We start from the raw sequence: 24,244 nt of genomic DNA on the forward strand, positions 1-24,244 counted from the left end.
ACATCGGTCCGGTTCCACTCCTTCACCACTTGGTCGTACTCCGCCGGGCGCATCAGGGTATAAGGTTCACTTAAATCACCTCTCTTGATAAATATATCGATTGCTTCATAAAATGAGTCTAAGAAGTTTTTCATCAAGTACGAGGTGAAAAAACTTTTTCTATACTCTAGCTTAAACTTTATGCAATCATCACGATAATCATCATAAAGGAGTGAAATTTCATAAATACTGTTCTTGCTCCAAGAGCTGTTAAGAGCTGATGATTTCAATTCATCTAATCCTAAAGGAATTGTATTCAAATACGTTTGACCAAATCCGATGTTCATATAAACATCTGTTTGTGGGCCTTTGGAATCAATTAAATCTTGGATAATATTTATTGAAGAATAATTTTGAAATCTCTTAACCTGCCTTCTTTGATCCCCCAAAACCGCAATCAACTCACTCAATGAATTGATTCCTTTCAAGACAAATTTTGCTGGTATATTATTGACTAAACACCCTATTGCCTTCTTAAATTTTTTAGAACGCGTATCAACTGGATAGCTAATTAAAAAGTTCTTTTGTAGTGAATATTTTGACAGAACAAAGCCATACAAAGCCAAAAGTGTAACAAAGAGTGTCACATTGTTCCTACTGGCGTATGTTCGTAAAAAATGAGTTTGTTTTCTATTTAAGTTAAAATGAATAACAGCCCCATTTTTATTGGATATTTCTTCATTCGGAATTTTTATGTTCATTAATGCTGACAAGTCCGTTCTTAAAGAAGTATCCCCAATAAAATTCAACCAAAACCTTCGTGCCCGACTTTTAAAATCCGTATTTTGATACTTTGATTCTTCTTTTACTGCCTCGGTAAATGAAATTTCCTGGTGATTAGCATAACTGACATGTTTCGTTGTTTCATTATAGCCATCCCGAACTTGCTCAAAGAATTCATACATCCAAACGCCGTCACAAATAATGTGATGGCAAACGAAAAAAAAATAAAACTCCTGACTGTTATTTTTTTGATTCAATTCAATAAGGAATATTCTTAACAAAGGGCCTTTTGTGAGATCAAACGGCTGAAATAGCAAAACCTGAATTTGCCTTTCGGCTTCTTTGGAATCACCAAAAGTCAATTCATGAAAAAAATTGTTTATACTAAAATCACCGTAATAGCAACTTTCTCCTTTTTTGGAATACCGGGCATGAACTACCTCATTCCTTTCTATAAATTCTTTACATGAATTTTTGAGTCTTTTTTTGTCAAGTTGCCCACTTAGCTTATGTATTTGGGATATGTTATATGTACATTCATTGGGTTCAATAAGCCATTCTATAAAGAATCTTTTTTGAAATTCAGAAATAGGTAATGTCCTGGAAATTATGTTATGATTTTCCGGTAGCATAAGCGTTTTAGGGGCAATAGAATTAGTCCTAACAAGATATAAAAAAAAGTATTTGTAAGAATTTACTTTTTGTTAATTAATTTTTATATCACTATGAAGTATCTTTTTACTGAAAAAAAAGAAAGATTTATTAGTAATTATATATTAAGATTAATAAGATACAGCAATTTTTACTGTTCAATATTGGAAAGAATTTTCTGCTTTAGTTTAGCGAAAAATTTACATTCAATTAAACTGATAAATTAAAAAGAAAAGTCGAAAGCAATTATCCTCTCAATCTGGACATTTCAAAATAAAAAACATCCACTACAACGATTATCCGTCGCCTATTTTATCCGCGATTATCCTAGATATTTCCTCGGGATAATGATGTATAAAAAAATGTCCCCCATCAAATATTTGAAAATGAAAATCGGAATTGGTGCAATCGACCCATAGCGCAATTTGGTCAGCGCCTTCCTCTTCTTTTCCCATCATGGCATATATTGGCGAATTTACTTTAGAGGTAAAATCTATTTTACTTTCTGCTGCCTCAAAATCAGCTCTAACTATTGGGAGGAAAAAATTGATAAAATCTTCGTTATTTGCCACCTCAGCAGGAAGTCCGTCCAATTTAATAAGCTCTCTTAATAAGTCTTCCTTATTTAATAAGTGTCTTTTTTTTCTTACTTCAACCGGGTCTTTTCCGCTTAGAAACAAATGGGCAGGATATTTATGGCTTTTCTCTAACCGAATGGTTACCAAATATGCCAAAATAGCACCCAAACTATGTCCATAAATGGAAAACTTTGAACCATCCAGTTCATTTAGAACTTGGTTATAAATATCCTCTACAGCCTCCTCGATATTGTATATGAGAGCTTCATCTATCCTATCTCCTCTTCCCGGAAGCTCCAAAACAATTAAAGAAAACTTGTTTAAAAAGGGTTTGATAAATTCATAAGAATATCTATTTCCCCCTGCGAAATGCAACAAAAACAACTGCTGTGACATATCCAATTCAATTTATTAACCGATTAATCTAGTCAATTACTATCTGTTCGAATGCTTGTTGAACTGTTTGTACCGGCAATTTACAGGAGCCTTCTTGGCAAACATAGATCCAAGTATTGGTCTTGTCATATCTGTTACGAAATAATGAGATTTCACTTTGTTTACTACTTCCAATTATCAGAGTATTTGGTTTATAATGCATATTCATTTCCTTTAAAAGTGGGTATGCGTTATCACCAATAATTACTACCTCATAATAAGGGAAATGATATTTATTTAAGAGCAAATTCCAGTTTGCATAAAACTCACTGTTTTCCTCAATATTTTTAGTCATAAGGTTAAGCATCGATTTTGATTTTTTTAGATAGCTCTTATCATATTTAATATGACCTAATTTAAACAAGTTATGCGCCATTACCGAATTGGCTGATGGTAAGGGACCATCTCTTGTATTTATAATCTTAGAAATCAATTTATTGTCCGTGCGATATTTAAACATGACCGTATTTTTATCTTGAAAATTCATATTTGCATATTTAATCAGATTCTCCGCACCAATCAGATGGGCTTCATCCATAGTTATCTCAAATAAATCTAGCAGGGCTTTAATCATAAAAGCATAATCATCTAAAAAACCTTCCGTACTCTTGATACCATCTTTATATGTATGAGCAATATTTCCATTAAGACCAATACTGTTTTTTTGAATAAAATTGAGTAAATGAAGAGCCTTGTTAAGGTGTAGGATATTACCAAAACTTTTATAGGCCTCTACATAGGCTGAAATCAACATTGCGTTCCACGAAGTGATAATTTTGTCATCCAAATTAGGTCTTATCCGAGTACGTCTTTGACTCTGTAAAATGGATTTCCATCCTTCCTTTTTTTTCTTTAACACCCCTAGTGGAACGTCATATTTCTCAGAAAACGTTGAATCAGTATCAATTCTGAACAACACATATCCGCGATTATCCCATTTTGATTGTTCATTAATATTAAAATATTTCGAAAATAAAGGGTATTCTTCTTTGAGTGTTGTCTTGAGTTCCTTTTCTTCCCAGATATAAAAATCGCCTTCAACACCTTTAGTATCAGCATCAATAGCAGCGTAGTATCCTCCTTTTGGGTTCTTCATTTCAAGCTCTAGAAACTCAATTGTATTTAAAGCTGCTTCCTTATACCTTGAATCGCCAAATAACCTGTATGCTTTTGAAAATAAACTGAGCATCTGAGCATTGTCATAAAGCATTTTTTCAAAGTGTGGTATTCTCCATCGGCTGTCTGTACTGTATCGGTAAAAACCTCCACCGATATGATCGTGCACACCCCCCATTATAATCTTATCCAAGGTGTTTTTTACATGTACTTTAACAGATGTATCTTTTTGCAAATAAGAATATTCTAATAAAAAAGAGAGGTTTATTGGGAGCATAAATTTTTCTGGAACTTGGTCTCCTCCCCATGCCAAATCCCACTTTTTTTTCCAATTGTCGATACTCGTCAATGACACGCTATCTAAAGGATTATCTTTACGATTAGTCAAAAAATAGTCATTTGTGTCTTGTATCCCTTTCGATAATTTATCGGCATACTCGATAATTTTGTTTCGCTCTTCTTTGTAAAAATTATTGAACTTTGATAAAACCTCTATCCAGTCATCCTTAGTGTGATATGTATTTATATAAATTGGTTTGCCATCGGGTAAAATAATTGCGTTCAGAGGCCACCCTCCTTTACCATTCACTAACTCGGATGCAGTTTGATATATTTTATCTATATCGGGACGTTCCTCTCTGTCAACTTTTATACTAACAAAGTTCTTGTTCATTAATTCAGCGACTTCTTCATTTTCAAACGTTTCATCTTCCATGACATGACACCAATGACATGAAGAATATCCGATACTTAGCAATACTAACTTATCTTCTGCTTTGGCCTGATTTAGACTAGCTAAACCCCAAGCTTTCCAATTGACTGGATTGTGCGCATGTTGCAGTAAATATGGACTGGACTCATTTATTAATTCATTAGTGTACTTAAATTTCGTTTCATTAATATCACCTTGTTTACAGGAAAAATTAATCGCTAAAAAAAGAATAACTAATTTACTAACAAGTACTTTGTTCTTCATTTAAAATATAATTTAATCATCATTAGGAGCTACACGACAATATAGAATATCCGACTCTTTTTCTAGCCCAATCGGGCCCTTTTTTGAACCATTTTTGAAATTTAACCTGTTCATCATATGGTTTCATTAATAAGGAATAAAGTTCTTCAATTAATGAGTAGTCGCCTTGTTCAGCATGATTTATTGCTATTTGGGTCATGTAATTTCGGAGTATATATTTAGGATTGAAATTGTTCATTCTTATTCTTCGAATATTGTCTGGGACATCCTCTTTTTGCAGCCTCAAAAGATAATTCCAAAACCAATTATACCACTTATCCATTACTTCACCTTTCAATTCTGACGGGGCATAAAATGCTTCCTTAATAAAATTAAATGCAGATATTATATGATTGCGCTCAACTTCTCCTGTATTCTTTCCACATTTACTTAAATTCCTGAAAAAAATTGTGAAGTCAATTTCTGTTAGTTGTAAAACAGCTATTAAATTTTTAACTAGTATTTCATCCTTCTCATTTTCATCATATAACCCAATTTTCGATTTTATCATTTTTAAATGAATCTTTTTTTGGTTGGTTTGATATTCTTCAAGAATTTCTTCGACAGCTCGTTTGTCTTTTATTAGTGGTAGCAATGATTCTCCAAATCTCGCCAAGTTCCAAAATCCATTTTTTATTTGATTTTGATAGCTATATCTTCTTGAATTAAAATCACTCCAATTTGGCGTCCAGTTCTCATCAAATTCATCCATCCATCCGAAAGGGCCATAGTCCATAGTTAATCCCAGTATAGACATATTATCGGTATTCATTACGCCATGTACAAATCCAACCCTCAGCCAATTGGTAATTAATTTCAATGTACTTTCTACAACTTTTTGAAAAAAAAGCAAATATGAACTATTGGCTGATAAATCAATTGATGGAAAAAAGTTGTTTATGGTATAATCAACCAAAATCTTTAATGTTACCAAATCGTTTCTTTTGGTAAAAATCTCATAACTTCCAAATCTCAGAAAAGAGGGTGAAAGTCTAGTAACTATAGCTCCCTTTTCAAACTGGATATTACCATTATAAAACATGTCCCTTTTTACCAAATCTCCTGTGAGAGCTAAAGAAAGACTTCGTGTAGAGGGAATTCCTAGATTATGCATGGCCTCAGCACCAAGATATTCCCTTATGGAAGAACGGAGAACTGCGCGGCCATCTCCTCCTCTGGAGTATGGGGTCTTACCAGCACCTTTCAACTGCACCGCCCACCGTTTAGCATCACAAATAATTTCAAATAAGTTAATTGCCCTACCGTCTCCTAGTTGTCCAGACCAAGATCCAAATTGATGTCCACCATAGCACATCGCATAAGGTTCAATATCTTTCATAACCTTATTACCAGTAAACACTTTCAAAAACTCTGGAGACTTTATTTCATCTTTTTTAAACCCTATATCATTTGCCATCTCTTCGGAAACATGAACAATCTCTGGTTCGGATGTTTTAGTTGGGCTTACATGGGAATAACAGGCTTTCTCGACAATTCTAGGAATATTCTCAGATAAAGAGTCTTTAGGAAGAACCTCAACAAATGAGTTCTTTACATTAAAATTCATATTCTATTTTTCTTTGTCCGGATTTTAATTATTAAAATATACCTTTTTCAGATAAACATCAATATGCCTAATTTTTCTATCAACGGCCAAACTACAGCAGTATTCTTTTGAATCGATATTAATATCGCTAAGATACCAAACTTCCTGCCTTAAAGTCGCCACACAATCTCTAATAAAAAAAGACCTAAGTGAAATTGAAAGACCTTTTTCTGCCGCTTTTATTACGGCTTCTTTTTGTGTCCAATACTTATAAAATTGCCTAAGCTGATTCTTCGAATTAATAATTCCATTCCACTCTTGCGCTAAAAACTGAGATTTGAAATGATTGAAATCAATTCTCGTTATTTTCTCAATATCTATCCCCAACTTTATGTTCTCACTAATCGCACAAATCACGTAATCACCGGAATGTGAAATATTGAAGTTGATTTTCCCACTTATGTAGGGTTTCCCATATTTGTTATATTCTATTAATTCTAAACATTCGTCATTAAAACCGTACATTTTCAATCCTTTTCTAATCATAAGCTTTCCAAGCAAAGAAGCCTGTTGATCTTCCCACCTATGATACCTTACTATTTCATTTCTCATAAAATAAGGAAGGGTTGGCAAATGCTTCTCCCATAAATAGGTATGGAAATCAATATCAATTTTTGTGTAAAAAAGATTTATCATTGAACCCTAGAGTCAAAAAATTTAAATTCTTTCAATTTTAGTAAAATATAAGGTTATTAAAACCTGAAAACATCCAAATTGAATCAATTTTAACAAGAAAAATAGTTAAAAACAAACCACATCAGTATGCAAAAAATCATGGCCTACAATACTTAAAGCTAACTTCATTTAAAACAATTGTCATTTACAAAATATTTTTAAGTCTTGTTAAAAGGAAAACCAGAAACCACTGATAGTCCATTACTTCATTTCAAAACAACGTTTTAATCCGACCAAATACTTTACAATGATATCTTGATTCATCAAATCATTGTGGAATTTAAACTGTTCTTCGTATAAGCCTCGTCTTCTTTCCCTTTTTGGATAGCAAAACAACAACATTCATCCTTTGCGTTGCGGCATAAAGCCGTTACAAACTTCGACTACGCTCAGTTCTACACTTTTTATACGCCCCACAAAGCCTAAATATTGAATCCGGGACAGCATCAAAAAGGTAACAGCGACGGCACTATGGGAAGTAAATCATTTAAAACAAAACCAATGAAATCATACAGAAACAATAAAACGAAAGCGGTAAGGAAGTTAAAAAATCAAAAAAAGGAAAACGCTCCGGATATAATAAGTAAATCAGTTTTAAAGGCCTTATGAAAAAGGCAAAAATCAATTAGTAATAGTATAAATTTTTAAGTTATGAGTACATTAAGAAACAAAGTTCAGTTAATCGGAAACATTGGCAACGAGCCAAAAATCACGAACCTTGAAAGCGGTAATAAGGTCGCCCGTTTTTCTATGGCAACCAATGAGTATTACAGAAATGCTCAAGGCGAAAAAGTACAATCCACACAATGGCATTATGTGGCCGCTTGGGATAAAAAAGCGGATATTATCGAACAGTACACCCACAAGGGCAAAGAAATAGCCGTAGAAGGCAAATTGATTTCAAGAAGCTATACCAATGAAATGGGTGTGAAATACTATGTGACCGAAATCGTAGCCAGTGAAATTTTATTATTGGGTTCCAAAAATGAAAGTGTTCCCGTCAATGAAATTGAAGTGGTGAAAACAGCCGTTGACAATCCAAATGGAGATAGCAAAGAAGCTGTTACAGGAAATAAAAATCCACAGACAAGAAGAACATCAAACCGTAAAAATAAAATGAAGAAAGCAGCTTAAATGCAGTAGTTTTAAAAAAAGTAAAGAGGGCGCACCCGCAAAAGTAACGCCCTCTTTTTTCATTATAAATCCGTAAAGAAAATACAATGAGAAAGCAAGTTAACGAAATAAAGATCAGTTACAAAGACCGTACAACATCCGATAAATGGATAAAGATAAATAGCTCACAATGCGCAGCTACATTTATATATGATTATTGGGATAAAGATACTATTGAGGCCCACGAAAGTTTTAAGGTATTGTTACTTAATAATTCAAACAAGGTAAAAGGTGTTTTTGAGATATCTAAAGGTGGTATAACAGGCACATTGGTAGATTTAAGACTGCTTTTAGCGGTAATTTTAAAAAGCCTTTCCGTTGGGATTATAATAACTCATAACCATCCAAGTGGAACACTTAAACCAAGTGAATCGGATAAAGCCATTACGCAAAAAATAAAGACAGCAACTGGGTATTTCGATATTAAAGTTTTGGACCATATTATCATAGCACCGAATGCGGGGTATTTCAGTTTTGCCGATGAAGGCCTAATTTAAAAATTTGGGTGATGATCTATTTGAATTTTACAAATTTGGACGAGGAAACACAACAACATTTAATAACAGTTTCTAAAAAGGATATCGAGCGAAAATATGGTTCACAGCTTAAACGGTACACCAATAAAAAAGGTATCAGTTATCAGTCACTTTTGGAAACAGAGGCACAACGAAATCTATATGCTTACAAATATGTTTTCCATATTTAAGTAGTATCGATGCACTACTGGAAAGGGCGGTTTTTTAAACTGTCCTTTTTATTTTGATGGATATATAGTTAAAAGAAATATTTGCTAACAATACCTCAAAAGTCCGTTTCCAACTTTCTTAAATTCTCCCGTTTTAACTCAAAAACAAGCCCTCGCGAATACCTTGGTATTCGTATGGATTTTTCGTCCGTGTGCGGGCGAAAAGGAATAGCAAGAGGGTAGCGCGCCAAGGCGACGCTACGGGTTTGATTTGCTGCGCTAAAGGTTGTGAATAAGTGGTTTAAGAGAACTTTTTAGGGGAATCAGAATACCAATTTTTGTTGAAAAACATCCCAAAGTGCCTGTAAACATTGAAAAAGTTTGTTGAAAATGCGTGTAAAGAAGAAATATAGCTATGAATATCTGGCATTGAACCTAAAGGCTTCGGTGGTCAAACGATTCCGTTCCTTTTCCAAAAAAGTGGCAAAATCTCAATCCGAGGCGCTGAATATAATGATGGATTTTTTTGAATGGCACGGGGTTGACCCATCCCAAAAGTTTACCAAAAGTATCATCCAAGAAATCCTTAAAAATCGGGAGCGTACCAATACCTCCATCAAACGGAATGAGGCCACCATTGCCATTATCCGAGATATCGAAATCAACCAGACCAAACCCAATAACGCCATGCTGTTGGCCCTCTTTGGGGAGAATGCCAAGACCAAAAAACCGATTAGAAAAGAAAAGAAAATACTCGAAAAGAAAAAGGATTCCCAACCGGAAATCGAAGTGACCGTTCCCAAAATACGCTATGAAAGATTGACCGAAAAATTAGAAAAAATCAGGCTGGAATACAGCTATGTATTGAACAAAGTCTCTATGGTCAAAGGCAGCTTTGGCAAAGCATATTTTAAGTTGGAACTCTCTCCATCAGAGCTTGAAAAATTCAAAAGAACCTTAAAAAACAATTCATAATGCACATCAATATCACCCCACAGAAAATCGGCCCACAACATGATACCTACAACAGTAGCGTGACCGATTATGTCAACTATTTGGAAAAGGAAAACGAAGGGAAACACCCTGAGTTGCAGGAACATTTCTTTGACCAAAACAATGATAAAATCAGCCCCGAAACTGTCATATCTGAAATCGATGGGAACACTAAAAAATTAAAGAAACGGGACCCTAAATTCTATTCCATTGTGGTAAGCCCCAGTGCTAAGGAACTCAAACATATCAACAACGACCCTGCCCTACTCCGACAGTATACCCGGGAACTGATGAAGGACTATGCGGCCTCTTTTTATCGCGATAGAAAAGTGACGGTCGATGACATTAAATACTATGCAAAAATTGAACAGGAACGAACCTTTCGGGGCTTTGAGAAAATGGTTCAGGAGAATGCTCCCTACCGAAAAGAAATCGCAAGACTCCAACATGATATAGCCAAGATTCGGCGCGGTGAATTGAAGGGCGACCTGAAAAAAACACAACGCAACATTGACCGATTGGTGACCGGAGCACCTCATGAGATCAATGGAAAATTGGTGGCCGAGGGCATGAAAAAGGAAGGTTTTCAGACCCACGTCCATATCATCGTAAGCCGAAAGGACGTGACCAACACCTATAGTCTTTCCCCTAATTCCCAGCATAGAAAGAACGTGACCATCCTCAATGGGAAAGAACAGAAACAGGGTTTTGACCGAAACAAATTCTTTGATGCGGCCGAGCAGCGATTTGACAAGACATTCGCATTTGAAAGGGGTTTTATAGACAGATATAGTACTAAAAAATTGTACCGTAAAGACCCAAAGAAATTCTTTGCCCTGGTCGTGGGCCTGCCCACCAATGAACGGGAACTGGCCTTAAAATCCCTATACAAAATGGGTCTACCTACCAGCCAAAGGGGCGTGGCCTTGACACTGTTCCGCAAGGCGGGACTGAATGTTCCCAGCATCCCCACGAACAAGGTACAACTGGCCATGAAAGCTTTTAAACAACTTAAAAAGGGAATGAAACGAGCCAGGGAAGCAGGCTCCATTGGAGTCTAAAAAATCAAATGATATGGAAAGTTTATTGTTATATGTTGTGTTGTTTCTTGCGGTGATTACCCTTGAATATGTGCTTATTCGTTTTTTAAAAAAAGGTTTTTATATGACCCTTTTGCTCTTGGTATCATTAGCTGGAATCTTCTATTATCGTTTGCCGATTACACTGTTTTTAAAAGCGGTTCTGTATGGGGTACTCCCCCTTCTATTCGTGGCCATACTCCTTTTTGTGTTTGTGGGCAAAGAGGAAAACCTGACCGCCATCCATGGGAAACATAGGGCCATTCTAAACACCAAAGGCTATCGTTTGATGCTCGACAATATCCGCCGTGGCATCTCCATTATCGGCTCCGCAGGTAGCGGAAAAACGGAAAGTGTTGTTCATGGACTGTTCAAACATTTGGGGGCAAATGGGTTCTGTGGGGTAATGCACGATTACAAGAATCTTGAGATTACCGAGATGGCATATCCCATCTTTAATGCGACCGATAGGGACTTCTATATTATTTCCTTTGGGCCAATTTATAATCGCGTAAATCCAATAGCACCACGCTATATTCCCGATGAGGAAAGCGTCCATGAAATATCGCGTGTCCTTCTCGAAAACCTCTTGGAACTTAAAGAAAGTGGTGCCACGGGAACCTCAAAATTCTTCAATGATGCCGTTGAGGGATTGATTGGTGGTTTGATCTGGCGACTGAAGGTGGACTATCCCGACTACTGTACCATACCCCATATGATTGCACTGTATCAGCATCTGGACACAGCCGAACTGGTGGAGTTCTTGAGTACCAATGTGACCTCAAAGGCCATGGCCGATGCCTTTATCAGCGGAGTGGATTCCGATAGGCAGACCGCAGGGGTCAAGAGTACTTTGGCCAATGCCTTTAAAAAGATCAGCACCCAAAAAACATTCATGGTGTTGTCAGCAGATGAAGTCCCCTTGAACGTCAACAACCCTGATACTCCTTCCGTTATTTCCGTAGTGAATGACCCTAAAAAAGAGACCTCCCTCTCCCCCGTCATTGCTACCATCATTCATTCCATCACCAAACAAATGAGTGAACGAAACCGCTTGTCCTCCTTTCTTTTGATGGAGGAAGCGGCGACCTTACGACTGTTGAACATGCACCGTATCCCTGCCACTTTAAGGAGCTATGATATTGCTACTATCTATGTCTTACAGGACAAAGTTCAGAATGATATGATGTACGGGGATAAAGCTAGCAAGGCCATCTTGAGCAACCTCTCCTACCAGTTTTTTGGAAAAGCCAATGACCCGGATACCGCCAAATATTACGAGCGTTTCTTTGAAATCGTGAAGAAGGAAACGCGAAGCATTAGCAAAGGACATTCTCTGAATTTTGATACCCGGGTGACGCAAGGGGAGAAAGAAGTGGCCAAGCGAAGGGCAGATGCTTTTTATGGATTACAGCAAGGAGAGTTTGTGGTTTTCTTTGATGGAAAGGATAAAAAGGTGCGGTTTAGATTGCCGTCAATCAAAAGGGAATTGCCTAAACCTATGTCAATTGATGAAGAGGAATTGAGAGCGAATTTTGAGCGGGTGCATAGGGAGGCGCAATCAATCTTTAGATAATGTAAACGTTTACTATGGGTGTTAAGAAGGTGACATAAGTACACTTTGACCACCGTTTACTTAACTTCTGATGATTTCAATGTTCATCAATCTTATAGAATTCAATTTGCCCTATCAAATTAGTCGTTTCTATTTAGATCCATATTTAGACTATTGGACCGCCCAAATAACTCTTTACAGAAAGCGGATACTGTAAAGAGTTTGTATTTTTTTGAGTGGTATTTTCGGTTGTTCCGCTGCAATCCTGAAAACATTTATTCGGAGTAATGTAAAGAGTTCAAACAAACCTGTATCTTAATATGACTCAATAGTTCAGCCATTTTTAAGTATTTAAATAGTTTTTTGTTAAAATTAAACGCTAATATTCCCTTATGATACATCAATTGATTACAGACATTGCTTATGACAAAATTAATTTAGGTCAAGCATTGACCAGGGCCAAACTAATTGCGAACCAGATTCAAAATGATACATTCAAACAATGGTTGTCCAAAGAATTAAATGGCTATGAACCGAATGATACTCTATTGCCAGGGTACAGAAAAATTTGGTCAGAAATTGAGTTGACTGCAGAATTTCGGTATGGACAAGTACGAAGCTTTCCAGTGGTTTTACCTGATGATGCGGATGAAGATCTTAGGAATAATATTTATTTCCATCAAGCAATTGAACCCATATCCATTGTTGAGCACAATATTTCAGAAATGGATGGCCATGTTGGGTATATCCATCTCCCTGGCGGTATGATTCGGATTTTATCAAAATTTTACACCAAGATGGTCGAGGGCCAAGGAGGCCAAGTAAGAAGTGGCCAGCGCACTGTGGGCAAAACACAGTTGTTGAATATTGTTGAGCGAACCAGGCAGAAATTGTTGGATACATTACAAGAATTGGAAAATCAGTTCCCCCAAATCGATAAGGACTACACACCAAATACAGAAAATGAAGAAAAAGTGCAGAACATCATCACTACCCATATCTCTGGAAACAACAACCCTTTTAACGTGGTTGCAGGGCAACAGGTAAGCCATGTGGACATAAAGACCAATATCACCACAGAAGAAAGGGAAAAACTGAAGCAATGGGGAGTTGAAGAAGAAGCCATTGTTGAGCTAGAGGAGATTGATAAAGAGGCTCCAAAGGGAACTCCAGGCCGTAAGGAAAAAATTATGAATTGGTTGGGAAGGGTCACGGCATCGATGGCGGGAAGAGGAATTTATGAAAGTATACCGGAACTGGTACAGTTTATCGGCACCATTACCTAGGCATTATATAAAAAAGTTGCAACGGTTAAAATGTTAAGAGCCCTAGACGAACATAACAAGAGCATTCGCCCACACAAGGGTGCCATGGGCATATGCCCCAATTGCAGGAAAGGGGTCAGAGCCTATTGCGGGGAAATTTACACTCACCATTGGAAGCATTTGGAATTGGAACATTGTGACACCTGGGGTGAAAAAGAATCGGAATGGCATAGGTTATGGAAAAGTAAATTTCCTTTGGATTGGCAAGAGGTCATCATCAATAAACATGGTGAGCAACATATTGCGGACATTAAAGGCCCGTTCGGAATGGTGCTGGAATTACAACATTCCCCAATTTCACCTGAGACTATAAGGATTCGTGAAGCGTTCTATGGGGATTTGGTTTGGTTGGTGGATGCTGCCCCATTTAAGGATAATTTTAAAATATACAGTCTGGTAAAGTCCCAACTGCGCACCATGGAAGACTCCTATCGCTATCTGATAGATTGGGAAGGCCCTGAAAACGAAGACAAGGATATCATCCAAGCCAAAAAGGAATTGGATGCCATAAAATATGAAGTCTCCGCCTTGGAGATGAAGCTCGATAGTGAAAAGGATTCCATTAAGAATCTGCAAGAAAAAATAGATACTCCAAAAACCAGTCTTCAGAAGGTGCTAAAGCCAAACAGTTTTTATCTCAGGCATCAAATGGGATTTAAACCAACAGACAAGAAAGCATACGAAGAAGTAGGGAAAAAAGTCAAGGCCCTAAAGGAAGAAATCAATCTGAAATCCGGGAAAGTCCAAAAAATCAATGGACTAGAAAACTGCGGATTCCTTGGAATGGAACACTATAAATATGTGGGCAAGGCCAAGGTAAGCCCCCACCATTTCAAAAAGTGCTGTGCCATTCAGAATGAATCGGGCGGAACACTTTTTCCAGAGGTCAGACATTTCAATTCGGAATGGGACTTTAAGCAGACCGCCTTAAGTCCAAAATACAAATTGCTTATTGACCCAAAGACCATTATTGAAGCACTGCAGACTGAAATTACCGCAGTTAAAAAAGAGCGCAAAAAAGTAAAGAAAGAGTACCGTAAGCTATTCCGAAGCATGAAAACGGAATATCTTAGCTTTTTACAAATAACACTTGCCGAGACCAAAGCTGAACTGCAAAAGACCAGATCTAAATTACAGACCTTCCGAGCGGAAAAGCGTAAGGTCAAAGATAGAATCGCACTGTTGAAGAAGGAAGCCAAGGAGCATAGGGAAGCCTCGGAAAAAGCACTAATTGAGCAAAGGAAGGTAGAAAAAAGGGGGATAATGAAGCGGTATCATGGATTATACGGTTACCGTTGGAAGTACCGCCGCAAAAGTTGGGATTACTCGTCCGCTCCGCTGTTTCTGGATTTTGGGCCGCATATTTTTGAAGTAATGGACGAAAACACCTTTCGAAAAATAGCAAAAGAGGATTTCATAAAAGCCTATAAGCATGGGCAATTGCCCTAGCACATTGCAATCCAAAATATCTAGTTCAAGGCTCAAAACCATAATTCTCTATATCGGTAAGAATACGCTTAGCGTTTTCAATGATAACGCCCAAATCGGGATTCAATTGGTTTAGTTCCTCTTGCTGGACGCTTTTGGCTCCGCCGTACCGCCACATCTGGCCATCTTCCAACTTCGTATATTTTAGTTTCTTGTTTTCGATGAGAATGGAATTTTCCTTTATGGACCATACCCCATGGATGAAATAGTTTCGGATACTGATTTTCGGCTCTATCGATTCGACTAAATCCCCAATCCGCTCCGTATAATCATTGTCAAACCTGTTTAATTTTTTAAGTAGCCCAAGCCGCTTTCCCAAAGTCTGGTTCTCTATAATAGTGATACCAAACATATCACTGATCTCATGGGCATTTCGGACGATGATTTTGACCAAAATGTCATGAACAAGCTGCTCGATAGCCGCAAATTGAGTGGCCAGTAATCCTATGTTTGCATAAATATCTTTTCTTTCCATAACGGTCATAACGGAACCTATTTGACGTTCTAATTTTAAAAACGGAACTAGGTATCTTGGAATATCTGATTAAGACAGCTTAATATTTCCTAATTTTGTTTGTAGATTCCCTTGATTTGAACAAAGATATTTTAAAAAGACTGTTTAAGAGCATTGACGGCAATCCTGAAGATGATATCGTAAAGGTGGCCTATGACATCATCAAGGATGAAGAAGAAAAAGGGCACCATGTCCTATCCAAACAATTGAGGGCAATATTGGATGAAAATGTCCAGGCCTCAAAGAAACTGGGCAAAGAACTCAAGGACATATTTTCAGGTTCCAATGCAAAGGGAATTGCAAAAGATTTTCCATTGGCAGTACAGATTCCGAGGGAGGAACTGAGACATCACATGGTTTTGTCCAAGGAAATCGAGAGTAAATTCCAGCGTATTGAAAAGGAGTTTGTAGCCAGGACGAGATTGGCCAAGCATGGCTTAAAGCCAAAGCAGAAAATTCTATTCTTTGGCCCACCCGGATGCGGAAAGAGCATGGGTGCGGAGCGCTTGGCATGGAATATTGGGCTACCTTTTTATAAGGTGCGTTTTGAGGCAGTCATTTCCTCATATCTTGGAGAATCGCTGGTGAACCTTAAGAAACTGTTCGACAGCATTCAGAGCTTTCCATGCGTCCTTTTGCTTGACGAGTTCGATATCATAGCAAAATCAAGGAACTATGGGCAAGATGTTGGGGAAATGCATCGATTGGTAAATATGGTGCTTTTCCTTTTGGAGGAGTATAACGCCCCTGGCCTACTGGTGGCCACGACCAATTTGGAAACCTCTTTGGACAAAGCGGTCTTCAGAAGATTTGATGAAGTGATAGAGATTACTAAACCAGGGGACAAAGAAATTGAGAGTCTCTTAAAAATGACCTTTTCTTCGACAGCATTGGCCAAGGATATCGACTTTTCCAAATATGCAGAGAAGTTACAAGGGTTTTCGTCCGCGGAAATTGTCAAGATAGCCGAAAACCTTATAAAGTCCACAGTGATTGATGGTGTCAAGCGTATTGAAAGCAGTGATTTCGATAGAATAATCAATGAAACGATTAGATTTCATGAAAACAAGTAGTGAATATCTATGGCATTCGATCATTTATCCCTTCCCTTTAGACTAAGAGACTTATACAACTCCCCTTATGGCCCCGGCAAACAACCTGTGGTTATTGAACCAGATGAGCGGACCATCAAGAATCGGGAAAATCGTAAAGTACATGGTGAAGGATTAAACCAAAAGTCAACTGAAATAATACAAGATTGGCAGACCGCTTTGGATGAAAGAAAAAAGGAAGGTTTGCCAGAATTACCGGAAGCCCTGCCCCTTTTCCTGCAAGTAGACCCTAATGTTTTTGACCCCGATAAGTTACGCTCATTCGGAATTGATGTCATATCAGAGGAGGAGGACGGATTTCTAATTGGAGCTTCCGCTGACCTAAACCTATCCACTCTATCGGAAAAAATTGAAAAGTTTCTCAAAGAAGAAGGAAAGTTTAAGGACACAGCGGCTCAACTTTGGGATATCGTTACAGGAAAACAATGGCGCATTGACAGGATACTATCCAAAGAACTACTATCGAAATGGGAAGAAATTGATGATGCCGAAGTACTGGTTGTCGATGTAGCTATCGCTAGTTACGTACATATTTCGGCCTATCCGCCGTGGGACAAGAAGAATATCACTGAGGAACAATACAACGAAAGGGTTGCACGCTGGGAGGAAAGAAGGGATGCCCGACAAAGGGAACAGGATGAACTGTCCATGAAGCGGCAAGAAGAGTTTAAAGCTTTCGTTAGCAACTACCAAGCGACTTTGCTTAGCAGTTATGTGGAATCTTCAGATAGCTTTTCATGTAGGTTGGAAATATCTGGCAAAGGCCTAAAGGATTTGGTCCTTAACTATCCATTTCTCTTTGAGGTCGAGGAGTACGATGATTTAAGACAGGCCATTGCCCTAGGAGAGGAGCTGACAGACCACTCACAGCTGAAAATCCTGCCTCCGACACAGGAAGATCCCAATGTCTGTGTTATTGACAGCGGCATTCAGGAAAACCACGTTCTATTGAACCCTGGGGTGGCCATTGCACACTCGTTGAGCTATTTAAAAGGTGACCCTGATGATATAACGGATTATGTGCAAAGTGGTGGGCACGGTACTCGGGTTGCGGGAACCATTCTCCATAACAAACTACCCATTGAACATAATCCGGTGCAATTGACCAAATGGGTACAAAATGCCCGAGTTTTGGATAAGGATAATAAAATGCCTAGTTATCTCTATCCCCCTGACCTTATACAGAATGTGGTTGAACGTTTTTTTGGTGAATATGGCACACGGATTTTTAATATGTCCATTGCTTCCAAGCGGGGTCATATCACCACAAGAATGTCGAAATGGGCAGAATCCATTGACCATAGGCAATGGGAAGAGGATATCGTGTTTGTGCTTCCAGCAGGAAACCTTACAAAGGAAACCATTCAAGACTATTTGCGCAGTGATACTGAATATGCAGATTATTTGTTGGAAAATAAATCCCGGATAGCGAATCCATCACAAAGTTTACTTTCCCTTACAGTAGGGTCAATAAGTCATGGGAGCTATGAAGATGATGATGTCATATCCATTGCCCAAGAAGATTACCCCTCCTCATTTTCGCGGACCGGATTAGGGATTTGGTATTCGATCAAACCTGAATTGGTGGAATATGGAGGCGATTATGTTGTTGAAAAGAATGGTGAAGATAAACTGTTGTCCCAACGAAAGGAGACATCCTTACATTTGGTAAGATCTACAATGCACGGAGGTCCGGCCACGGCAATCGATGGAATCGGCACCTCATTCAGTGCTCCCAAAATATCCAGCATACTTTCTGAATTGGAGACACAATTACCTGGTGAATCCACATTGTTATATAAAGCCTTGGTCATTCAATCGGCAAGATGGCCCAAAGAAGTATTTAATAAACCCGCCACATTAAACTTTTTAAGGCTCTATGGTTATGGGTTACCGGATTTAGGCAGAGCCACAAGCAATAACGATTTCAGGGTCACATTGACAGGCACGGGGACAATCGTTCCAAAGGAAGCTGATATTTATGAAGTCAAATTGCCTGAAGAACTACGAAAACCTGGGGATGCCTATGATATATTAATTGAAGTCACGTTGGTTTTTAAGGCAAAACCAAGAAGGACCCGGGTAGGTTTTCGGTCATATCTTTCTGGATGGGTAGACTGGCATTCCTCAAATTTTGGGGAAAGTGCCGAGGCATTTAAACAACGGCTTTTAGTTGATGAAGCTAATGGGGAAAGAGTCCAAAATGTAAATGAAGAAAAAATACCATGGACAATTAATAACCGATCAAACGCTGGAATCCAAGAGGTCAAGTTGAATAACAATATCCATCAAAAGGACTGGGCTGTTGTGAAATCCAATGTGCTGACCGAGAGTTTTGGTGTTGGTGTTGTCGGTCATTCAGGATGGAATAAGGACCTAAAACAGGAAATTCCCTATGCCATAGCTGTCAGTTTTGAGGCCGTAAATAAGGATATTAAGATATACAACAGGATTAGGGTACAAAACCAACAACAAGTACAAATTGAAGTATAATTTGATTTTCTTCACGAATAAATTATAAGTAAAGGATGGAAGTTAAATTTGATATGGTTAGAATAGGTAGGCCTCGGAAAAACTATAAATCTGAAATTCTACTTAAATAGAATACAGGTTTATTGATGAATGGCATCAGAACTCTTCTGTTAGATATGGAATGTAGCCACGGTAAGAATAGTGAAGCTGTTACTTTGATAATACCCGCAAAAGGGTACGGTGTTAAATTTAGAATACAAGACTTTCGGGATGATAAAATTCGGGCTTTGGTGAAAAAGAATTTTTCAAGATTTGTATACAATGGCGAGCTTGACACAATACTTCATAATGTTAATAGTCGAGTTTTCAGATAAATCAATTGTGTGGGTCGTACAAAAAGTTCAAATCAAAGAATTGGTAATGATTACTGCTGAAAAATATACAAATTTGTCTTTATCCTTTGCGGACTAGGTAATTTTTTTGGGATTAATATAAAAAGATGTAACACATAAAAGACAACCATTGAATCAAATGAAAGATATAATTGAAGGACTAAATTTACCTAAACAAATACTTGACAAAACAGAAAAATTTATGTCTAAACTTTTGGGTCCTTCAATTAACGAATGGGGGGAACTTTTTGCAGATAATGTCCGATTTCGAAGGATTAAAAATCAAGTGAAAATTTTTAATAAGACCAGAGAACTACTGGATAGAAATGGTATGGAACCAAGAGAGTTAAATCTTAAGACACTTGTTCCATTAATAGAGTATTCATCTGTTGAAGAAGAAGAATTGCTACAAGACAAATGGTCAAACCTAATAGCCAATATGGCTATCACACCTGAAAACGGATTGGAACCAAGGTTGATAAATACATTATCATCTCTATCATCTTTAGAGGCGAAAATCTTAGATTTTATTTTTGAGGATATATATGTTAGACGTCAAATGAAACTGGCTCAACTTATGAATCAACCAAACAAAAGAAAAAATATAACTTACCGAGAAGAGGACATTAAACTGGACGGATTGATAGTTTTTAGCAGAACGATAAAAAAGAAATTTGACCTGAATGAGGAGTTTACCAAAATTTATATCGATAATTTAGAATCTTTGGGACTATTGAGATACGAAGAACCAGAAATAGAGATTGATAATGGCTTTACAAGTGCCGATTTAAGTAAAGATGATAAAGAGAAAGAATCCATTGAGTTGGATTTGGACATTACCGCGGTATATCAAAGTTCCGATAATTTCTACCTTACAGCTTTTGGAAATTATTTTGTCAATCAATGTAAGTCTGGATGAAAGGTGTTAAAACAAGTAAGAAAAGATATAAGGGTCGACATACTAAAATTGAACCTACCATACCCTAAGAAAGCATTATATGCTTTGAACCTTTAATGGCACTGAGCCCGCATTGCGCTTTGTCAAGACTCTTACTAAAGTTCAAAAACGATACTCTTTACAAAATGCACCTTGTTTAAAGAGTTTACTTTGCCATGGGATTTTTAATATTTTCCTTTAAAGATTAAATAGAGGATTGTATTTAGATATAATTGAAAAGACCGCTTTCAACAAAAGGTTGAACAACGGCCTTCTTTGTGATTCGACTCTCAAACTCAAATTACCATGAATTTTTAGTGTCAATTTGCCTCTTACCCCATTTAACAGGCTAATTAGTGGTTATTTAAAGAATTTGCAATGAATATGGAGTTATCATGCAGTTTCTCTAACACCATTTAGTGCCGCCTGAAGTTTATTCATGTCATCTTGTAACTTCTTTTCCACCACATTGGCATAAATCTGTGTCGTAGAGAGCCTAGCATGACCTAATAATTTTGATACGGTTGCAATAGGTACTCCATTGGATAAGGTAACAGTAGTAGCAAATGTATGCCTTGCAACATGACAGGTGACCTTAATATCAATTTCACAAAGACCGGCTATCTCTTTTAGATAAGTATTCATTTTTTGATTGGAACAAACAGGCAGCAACCGTTCGGAATCTTCAAATCCTTCATAATCTTCCAAAATCGCTTTTGCCTTTTCCAAAAGTGGAATTTTTACAAGCTCATCACTTTTTTGTCTGTAGAGCGAAAGCCACATGTTACCATCTATTCCCATTACCAAATTTTGTTTTGTCAGCTTTTTTACATCGATATAGGCCAATCCTGTGTAGCAACAGAATATAAATACATCCCGCACTCGAGAAAGCTTTGGATTATCAAGCTCTATGGTTTCCATGGCCTCTAATTGTATTTTGGTCAAGAATCCGTTTTTGAATTTGGTGAACTTCAATTCATATCTTTCGAATGGATGTTTCTCTATCCAACCCAGTTTAAAGGCAAAATTCATAAGCTTATTAAGCCGTTCAATATGCTTCATTATACCGTTGTTCTTTAAGGGTTGCCTCTTATTGAGGTGGTTTTTTGGGTTACGCAGAAAAGCCTCAAAATCAACTATAAACTCATACCTGATATAGTCCAATGGTAAATCAGGTATTTTAAGGTCTTTCATTAAAAAGTGCGTCAAATACCGTTCCGTGGTTTTGTAGTTTTTAAGAGTCCCATTTTTGAGCTTACCAACGCTTTTATCATAATGGTATTTAGATAGGCCAAGTATGGTTTCGCCACTATGGTCGGTTCCAAGATATCTTGCCTTGACCATTTGCGCCGTTACATATCTTCCCTCTTTTACCAATGCCTCATAGCTCTTCTTGATTTCTACGTAGATATTGTCCAACTCATCGTTTAAAGCCCTTGCATCGGCATTTCTGCCCATTGCACGGCTTATTTTGCCGTTCCATTCATCAATGGGATAGTACAGGTCTGTACTGAATTCAACACGTTTGCCATTGACCGTAATGCGCACATAGATTGGTGCGGTTTCGTTTTTACCTCGTGCCTTGATTTGTCTAAAAAGCACCTTAAAAGTCTTAGAAGTCCTCATTTGTTCCCGAATTAACATTTTATTAAGATATTAACACGAAAGTCAAATCACGTCGAAAGCCTTGCTCTCTCTATAAAAGGTAAGAAAAAAAAGATAGATGGAAGGGGAGAAATCTGTTCCCGATTTGTTCCCTTTTTTGTTGATTTTAAAGCTAACTAAATGAAATCAAAAAAAATTAAATTTCTGAAAATCATTTAGTTAGCGTTTTTATAAAACCAAAAAATAGGTCTTAGTCGGGATGACAGTCCTATAACGTTAATTTTATATAACTGTGATCCAATACTTTACCTTGCTAATTTAAAGCAGTACACCGAATTGCACTTATTAAAGTAAATAAATACAAATGATATAATCTTTTAGGGAATAAAAATACTTATTTAATATCAGGTAATATAATTAAGCATTAAGTGTTGTCAAACCATATAATCTTGCCAAGTAATCAAGACATACTTATCCTTTGTGTTCTCTTTCCTTTTCAAAAAACCGTACTCGTATACAAAAAGGTAAGCATCCCCCTTTTTGTTCTTCCAATAATGGGTAAAAAACTTTGGATTGAAGCCTAACTTCAATAGTGTTTCGCATCTGACTACTGATTTACCAGCTTTGTTAAACTGTTTTAAAAGTCTTCGGTTCAGACGTAATTGATTATCCACCTTGTTATAGAATCTCTCTGGCTGTTCCCTTGTCTTTTGGTATTGATAAGCGCTTTTGCAATGTAGATTGCAATATTTTTTGTCAGTACGCCCAACCAATTCCTTTTTACAGTACAAACAAACCTTTTGTAACCTCATGAATTTTTGAAATTAGTCGAATGTATATTCGAACATTATTCGTTTAAGATACGATTAAATCATTTTTAATTAGGAATTTGTTCTACAAACGAACAATTATGCATAAAGGAAGAAGTATTACTCTTAAACATCTATTAATCGAAAACCAAAGAAAAATCGGGCTACAGTTTTCCTCTGACAAAGTCATTCAAGGTTTAGTGGATTCTATTCCCGGAATGAAATGGTCAGTAGAATTCAATATGCATTACCTACCCAACACCAAACCAAACCTTGAGCACATATTTAAAGTTTTCAAAGGCGAGGTATGGATAAACGGGAACTATTTCTTTGCTATAAAGAAGTTGCACAACGACAATCCTAAAGTTGATGTACAATGGTTCAGAAACCGAAAATTAGGTATTGACAGAAAACCTTGTCCTGAAGAATACCTTTCCAAATTGGAGATATTACGTTATTCCAACAATACAGTAAGAGCCTATGTGAATTGTTTTGAAGCTTTTATAAATCATTTTAAAGAAACAGAACCTTTGGAAATCAATGAGAATGAAATTAGAGAGTACCTTCAAAAATTGATAAGGGATGGCAAATCAAACTCTTATGTCAACCAAGCATTGAACAGCATAAAGTTCTATTACGAAGTGGTCAATGGTATGCCCAATAGATTCTATTCAATAGAAAGACCGAGAAAGAAGAAACGTTTGCCAGATGTACTTTCCAAAGATGAAATACTTGGTATCATAGAGAATACCAACAACTTAAAACATAGGTGCATTGTTGAACTCCTTTATTCTTCGGGCTTAAGAAGAAATGAACTCTTGCAACTAAGACCAAGTGATATTGACAGCAAGCGGATGATGGTTCGTGTTAGGCAGGGCAAAGGAAGCAAAGATCGTTTGACGATTCTGAGTAAAAGTACTTTGAATGATTTAAGGCAATACTTCAAAGAGTATAGACCAAAAAACTTTCTTTTTGAGGGAGTGAAAGGGAAAAGTTACAGTACATCAAGCGTATTGAATATCATCGTCAATGCTGCCAAAAAAGCGGGGATCAACAGAAGGGTAACCCCGCATATGCTCAGGCATAGTTTTGCTACCCATTTATTAGAAAAGGGCACTGATATAAGACACATACAACTTTTACTGGGACATGGCTCTACCCGAACAACTGAAATATACACCCATGTAGCCGACAGGTCGTTCATGAAAATCGAAGATTTACTATCTTAGGCGTATAATGGATATATGATCAATGATCATATACAATT

The 24,244-nt window shown here is 37.2% G+C and carries 19 protein-coding genes; 12 read left to right on the forward strand and 7 right to left on the reverse strand.

All coding sequences use genetic code 11. The annotated features are described in order from the left end of the window. The 5 genes from AACM45_RS19910 to AACM45_RS19930 form a co-directional block, all read right to left on the reverse strand. Window positions 1-1,394 (reverse strand): condensation domain-containing protein (locus AACM45_RS19910; RefSeq protein ID WP_339144926.1); only part of this gene is annotated, 1,394 nt, incomplete at its 3' end. A 315-nt stretch (window positions 1,395-1,709) separates the two neighbouring features. After that, the gene (locus AACM45_RS19915) at window positions 1,710-2,387 is read right to left on the reverse strand and encodes a thioesterase II family protein (RefSeq protein ID WP_339144927.1); all 678 of its coding nucleotides are present in this window, start codon (window positions 2,385-2,387) and stop codon (window positions 1,710-1,712) included. Window positions 2,388-2,415: 28 nt separating this feature from the next. Next, window positions 2,416-4,518, reverse strand: a complete 2,103-nt coding sequence (locus AACM45_RS19920; protein WP_339144928.1) for a thioredoxin domain-containing protein — start codon at window positions 4,516-4,518, stop codon at window positions 2,416-2,418. 22 nt (window positions 4,519-4,540) lie between these two features. Beyond that, complete coding sequence (locus AACM45_RS19925) at window positions 4,541-6,124, reverse strand: protein adenylyltransferase SelO (protein WP_339144929.1); 1,584 nt, start codon at window positions 6,122-6,124, stop codon at window positions 4,541-4,543. A 24-nt stretch (window positions 6,125-6,148) separates the two neighbouring features. After that, complete coding sequence (locus tag AACM45_RS19930) at window positions 6,149-6,799, reverse strand: 4'-phosphopantetheinyl transferase family protein (protein ID WP_445227739.1); 651 nt, start codon at window positions 6,797-6,799, stop codon at window positions 6,149-6,151. Window positions 6,800-7,489: 690 nt separating this feature from the next. Here AACM45_RS19930 and AACM45_RS19935 point away from each other — a divergent pair. The 8 genes from AACM45_RS19935 (at window position 7,490) to AACM45_RS19970 (ending at window position 15,097) form a co-directional block, all read left to right on the forward strand. Then, window positions 7,490-7,972, forward strand: a complete 483-nt coding sequence (locus AACM45_RS19935) for a single-stranded DNA-binding protein (protein ID WP_339144931.1) — start codon at window positions 7,490-7,492, stop codon at window positions 7,970-7,972. A gap of 86 nt (window positions 7,973-8,058) precedes the next feature. Continuing rightward, complete coding sequence (locus AACM45_RS19940) at window positions 8,059-8,508, forward strand: JAB domain-containing protein (protein ID WP_339144932.1); 450 nt, start codon at window positions 8,059-8,061, stop codon at window positions 8,506-8,508. Window positions 8,509-8,519: 11 nt separating this feature from the next. Next, window positions 8,520-8,717, forward strand: a complete 198-nt coding sequence (locus AACM45_RS19945) for a hypothetical protein (protein WP_339144934.1) — start codon at window positions 8,520-8,522, stop codon at window positions 8,715-8,717. A 369-nt stretch (window positions 8,718-9,086) separates the two neighbouring features. Further along, window positions 9,087-9,671, forward strand: coding sequence for a BfmA/BtgA family mobilization protein (locus AACM45_RS19950; protein ID WP_339144935.1), 585 nt, complete (start codon window positions 9,087-9,089; stop codon window positions 9,669-9,671). After that, window positions 9,671-10,750 carry a MobB family relaxase gene (mobB, locus tag AACM45_RS19955; RefSeq protein WP_339144937.1) on the forward strand — a complete coding sequence of 360 codons (1,080 nt, stop codon included), beginning with the start codon at window positions 9,671-9,673 and terminating at the stop codon, window positions 10,748-10,750. Before AACM45_RS19950 ends, mobB begins: the two co-directional genes overlap by 1 nt. Before the next feature lie 13 nt (window positions 10,751-10,763). Next, window positions 10,764-12,344 (forward strand): type IV secretory system conjugative DNA transfer family protein, encoded by a 1,581-nt coding sequence (locus AACM45_RS19960; RefSeq protein ID WP_339144939.1) that lies wholly within the window; start codon window positions 10,764-10,766, stop codon window positions 12,342-12,344. Between the two features lie 371 nt (window positions 12,345-12,715). Further along, window positions 12,716-13,609 (forward strand): AbiTii domain-containing protein, encoded by an 894-nt coding sequence (locus AACM45_RS19965; RefSeq protein WP_339144941.1) that lies wholly within the window; start codon window positions 12,716-12,718, stop codon window positions 13,607-13,609. A 30-nt stretch (window positions 13,610-13,639) separates the two neighbouring features. Next, window positions 13,640-15,097 (forward strand): hypothetical protein, encoded by a 1,458-nt coding sequence (locus AACM45_RS19970; protein ID WP_339144943.1) that lies wholly within the window; start codon window positions 13,640-13,642, stop codon window positions 15,095-15,097. Window positions 15,098-15,122: 25 nt separating this feature from the next. Here the strand turns inward: AACM45_RS19970 and AACM45_RS19975 are convergent, their stop codons facing one another. Beyond that, window positions 15,123-15,620, reverse strand: a complete 498-nt coding sequence (locus AACM45_RS19975) for a hypothetical protein (protein WP_339144945.1) — start codon at window positions 15,618-15,620, stop codon at window positions 15,123-15,125. Window positions 15,621-15,706: 86 nt separating this feature from the next. Here AACM45_RS19975 and AACM45_RS19980 point away from each other — a divergent pair, with 86 nt between their 5' ends. From AACM45_RS19980 to AACM45_RS19990, 3 genes are all read left to right on the forward strand, one after another. Then, the gene (locus AACM45_RS19980; protein ID WP_339144947.1) at window positions 15,707-16,723 is read left to right on the forward strand and encodes an AAA family ATPase; all 1,017 of its coding nucleotides are present in this window, start codon (window positions 15,707-15,709) and stop codon (window positions 16,721-16,723) included. Between the two features lie 9 nt (window positions 16,724-16,732). Then, a complete protein-coding gene (locus AACM45_RS19985) occupies window positions 16,733-19,255 on the forward strand; it encodes a S8 family peptidase (protein ID WP_339144949.1) in 2,523 nt (840 codons plus the stop codon). A gap of 510 nt (window positions 19,256-19,765) precedes the next feature. Further along, a complete protein-coding gene (locus AACM45_RS19990; protein WP_339144951.1) occupies window positions 19,766-20,545 on the forward strand; it encodes an Abi-alpha family protein in 780 nt (259 codons plus the stop codon). A 411-nt stretch (window positions 20,546-20,956) separates the two neighbouring features. Here the strand turns inward: AACM45_RS19990 and AACM45_RS19995 are convergent, their stop codons facing one another. Further along, window positions 20,957-22,189, reverse strand: a complete 1,233-nt coding sequence (locus AACM45_RS19995; protein ID WP_339144953.1) for a site-specific integrase — start codon at window positions 22,187-22,189, stop codon at window positions 20,957-20,959. A gap of 889 nt (window positions 22,190-23,078) precedes the next feature. On the opposite strand from AACM45_RS19995, the gene xerA reads away from it, so the two are divergent. Further along, a complete protein-coding gene (xerA, locus tag AACM45_RS20000) occupies window positions 23,079-24,206 on the forward strand; it encodes a site-specific tyrosine recombinase/integron integrase (RefSeq protein WP_339144954.1) in 1,128 nt (375 codons plus the stop codon). The last annotated feature ends 38 nt before the right edge of the window (window positions 24,207-24,244 follow it).

The organism is Croceitalea sp. MTPC5, assembly GCF_036985505.1.
In the GTDB taxonomy this organism is placed as follows: domain Bacteria; phylum Bacteroidota; class Bacteroidia; order Flavobacteriales; family Flavobacteriaceae; genus Croceitalea.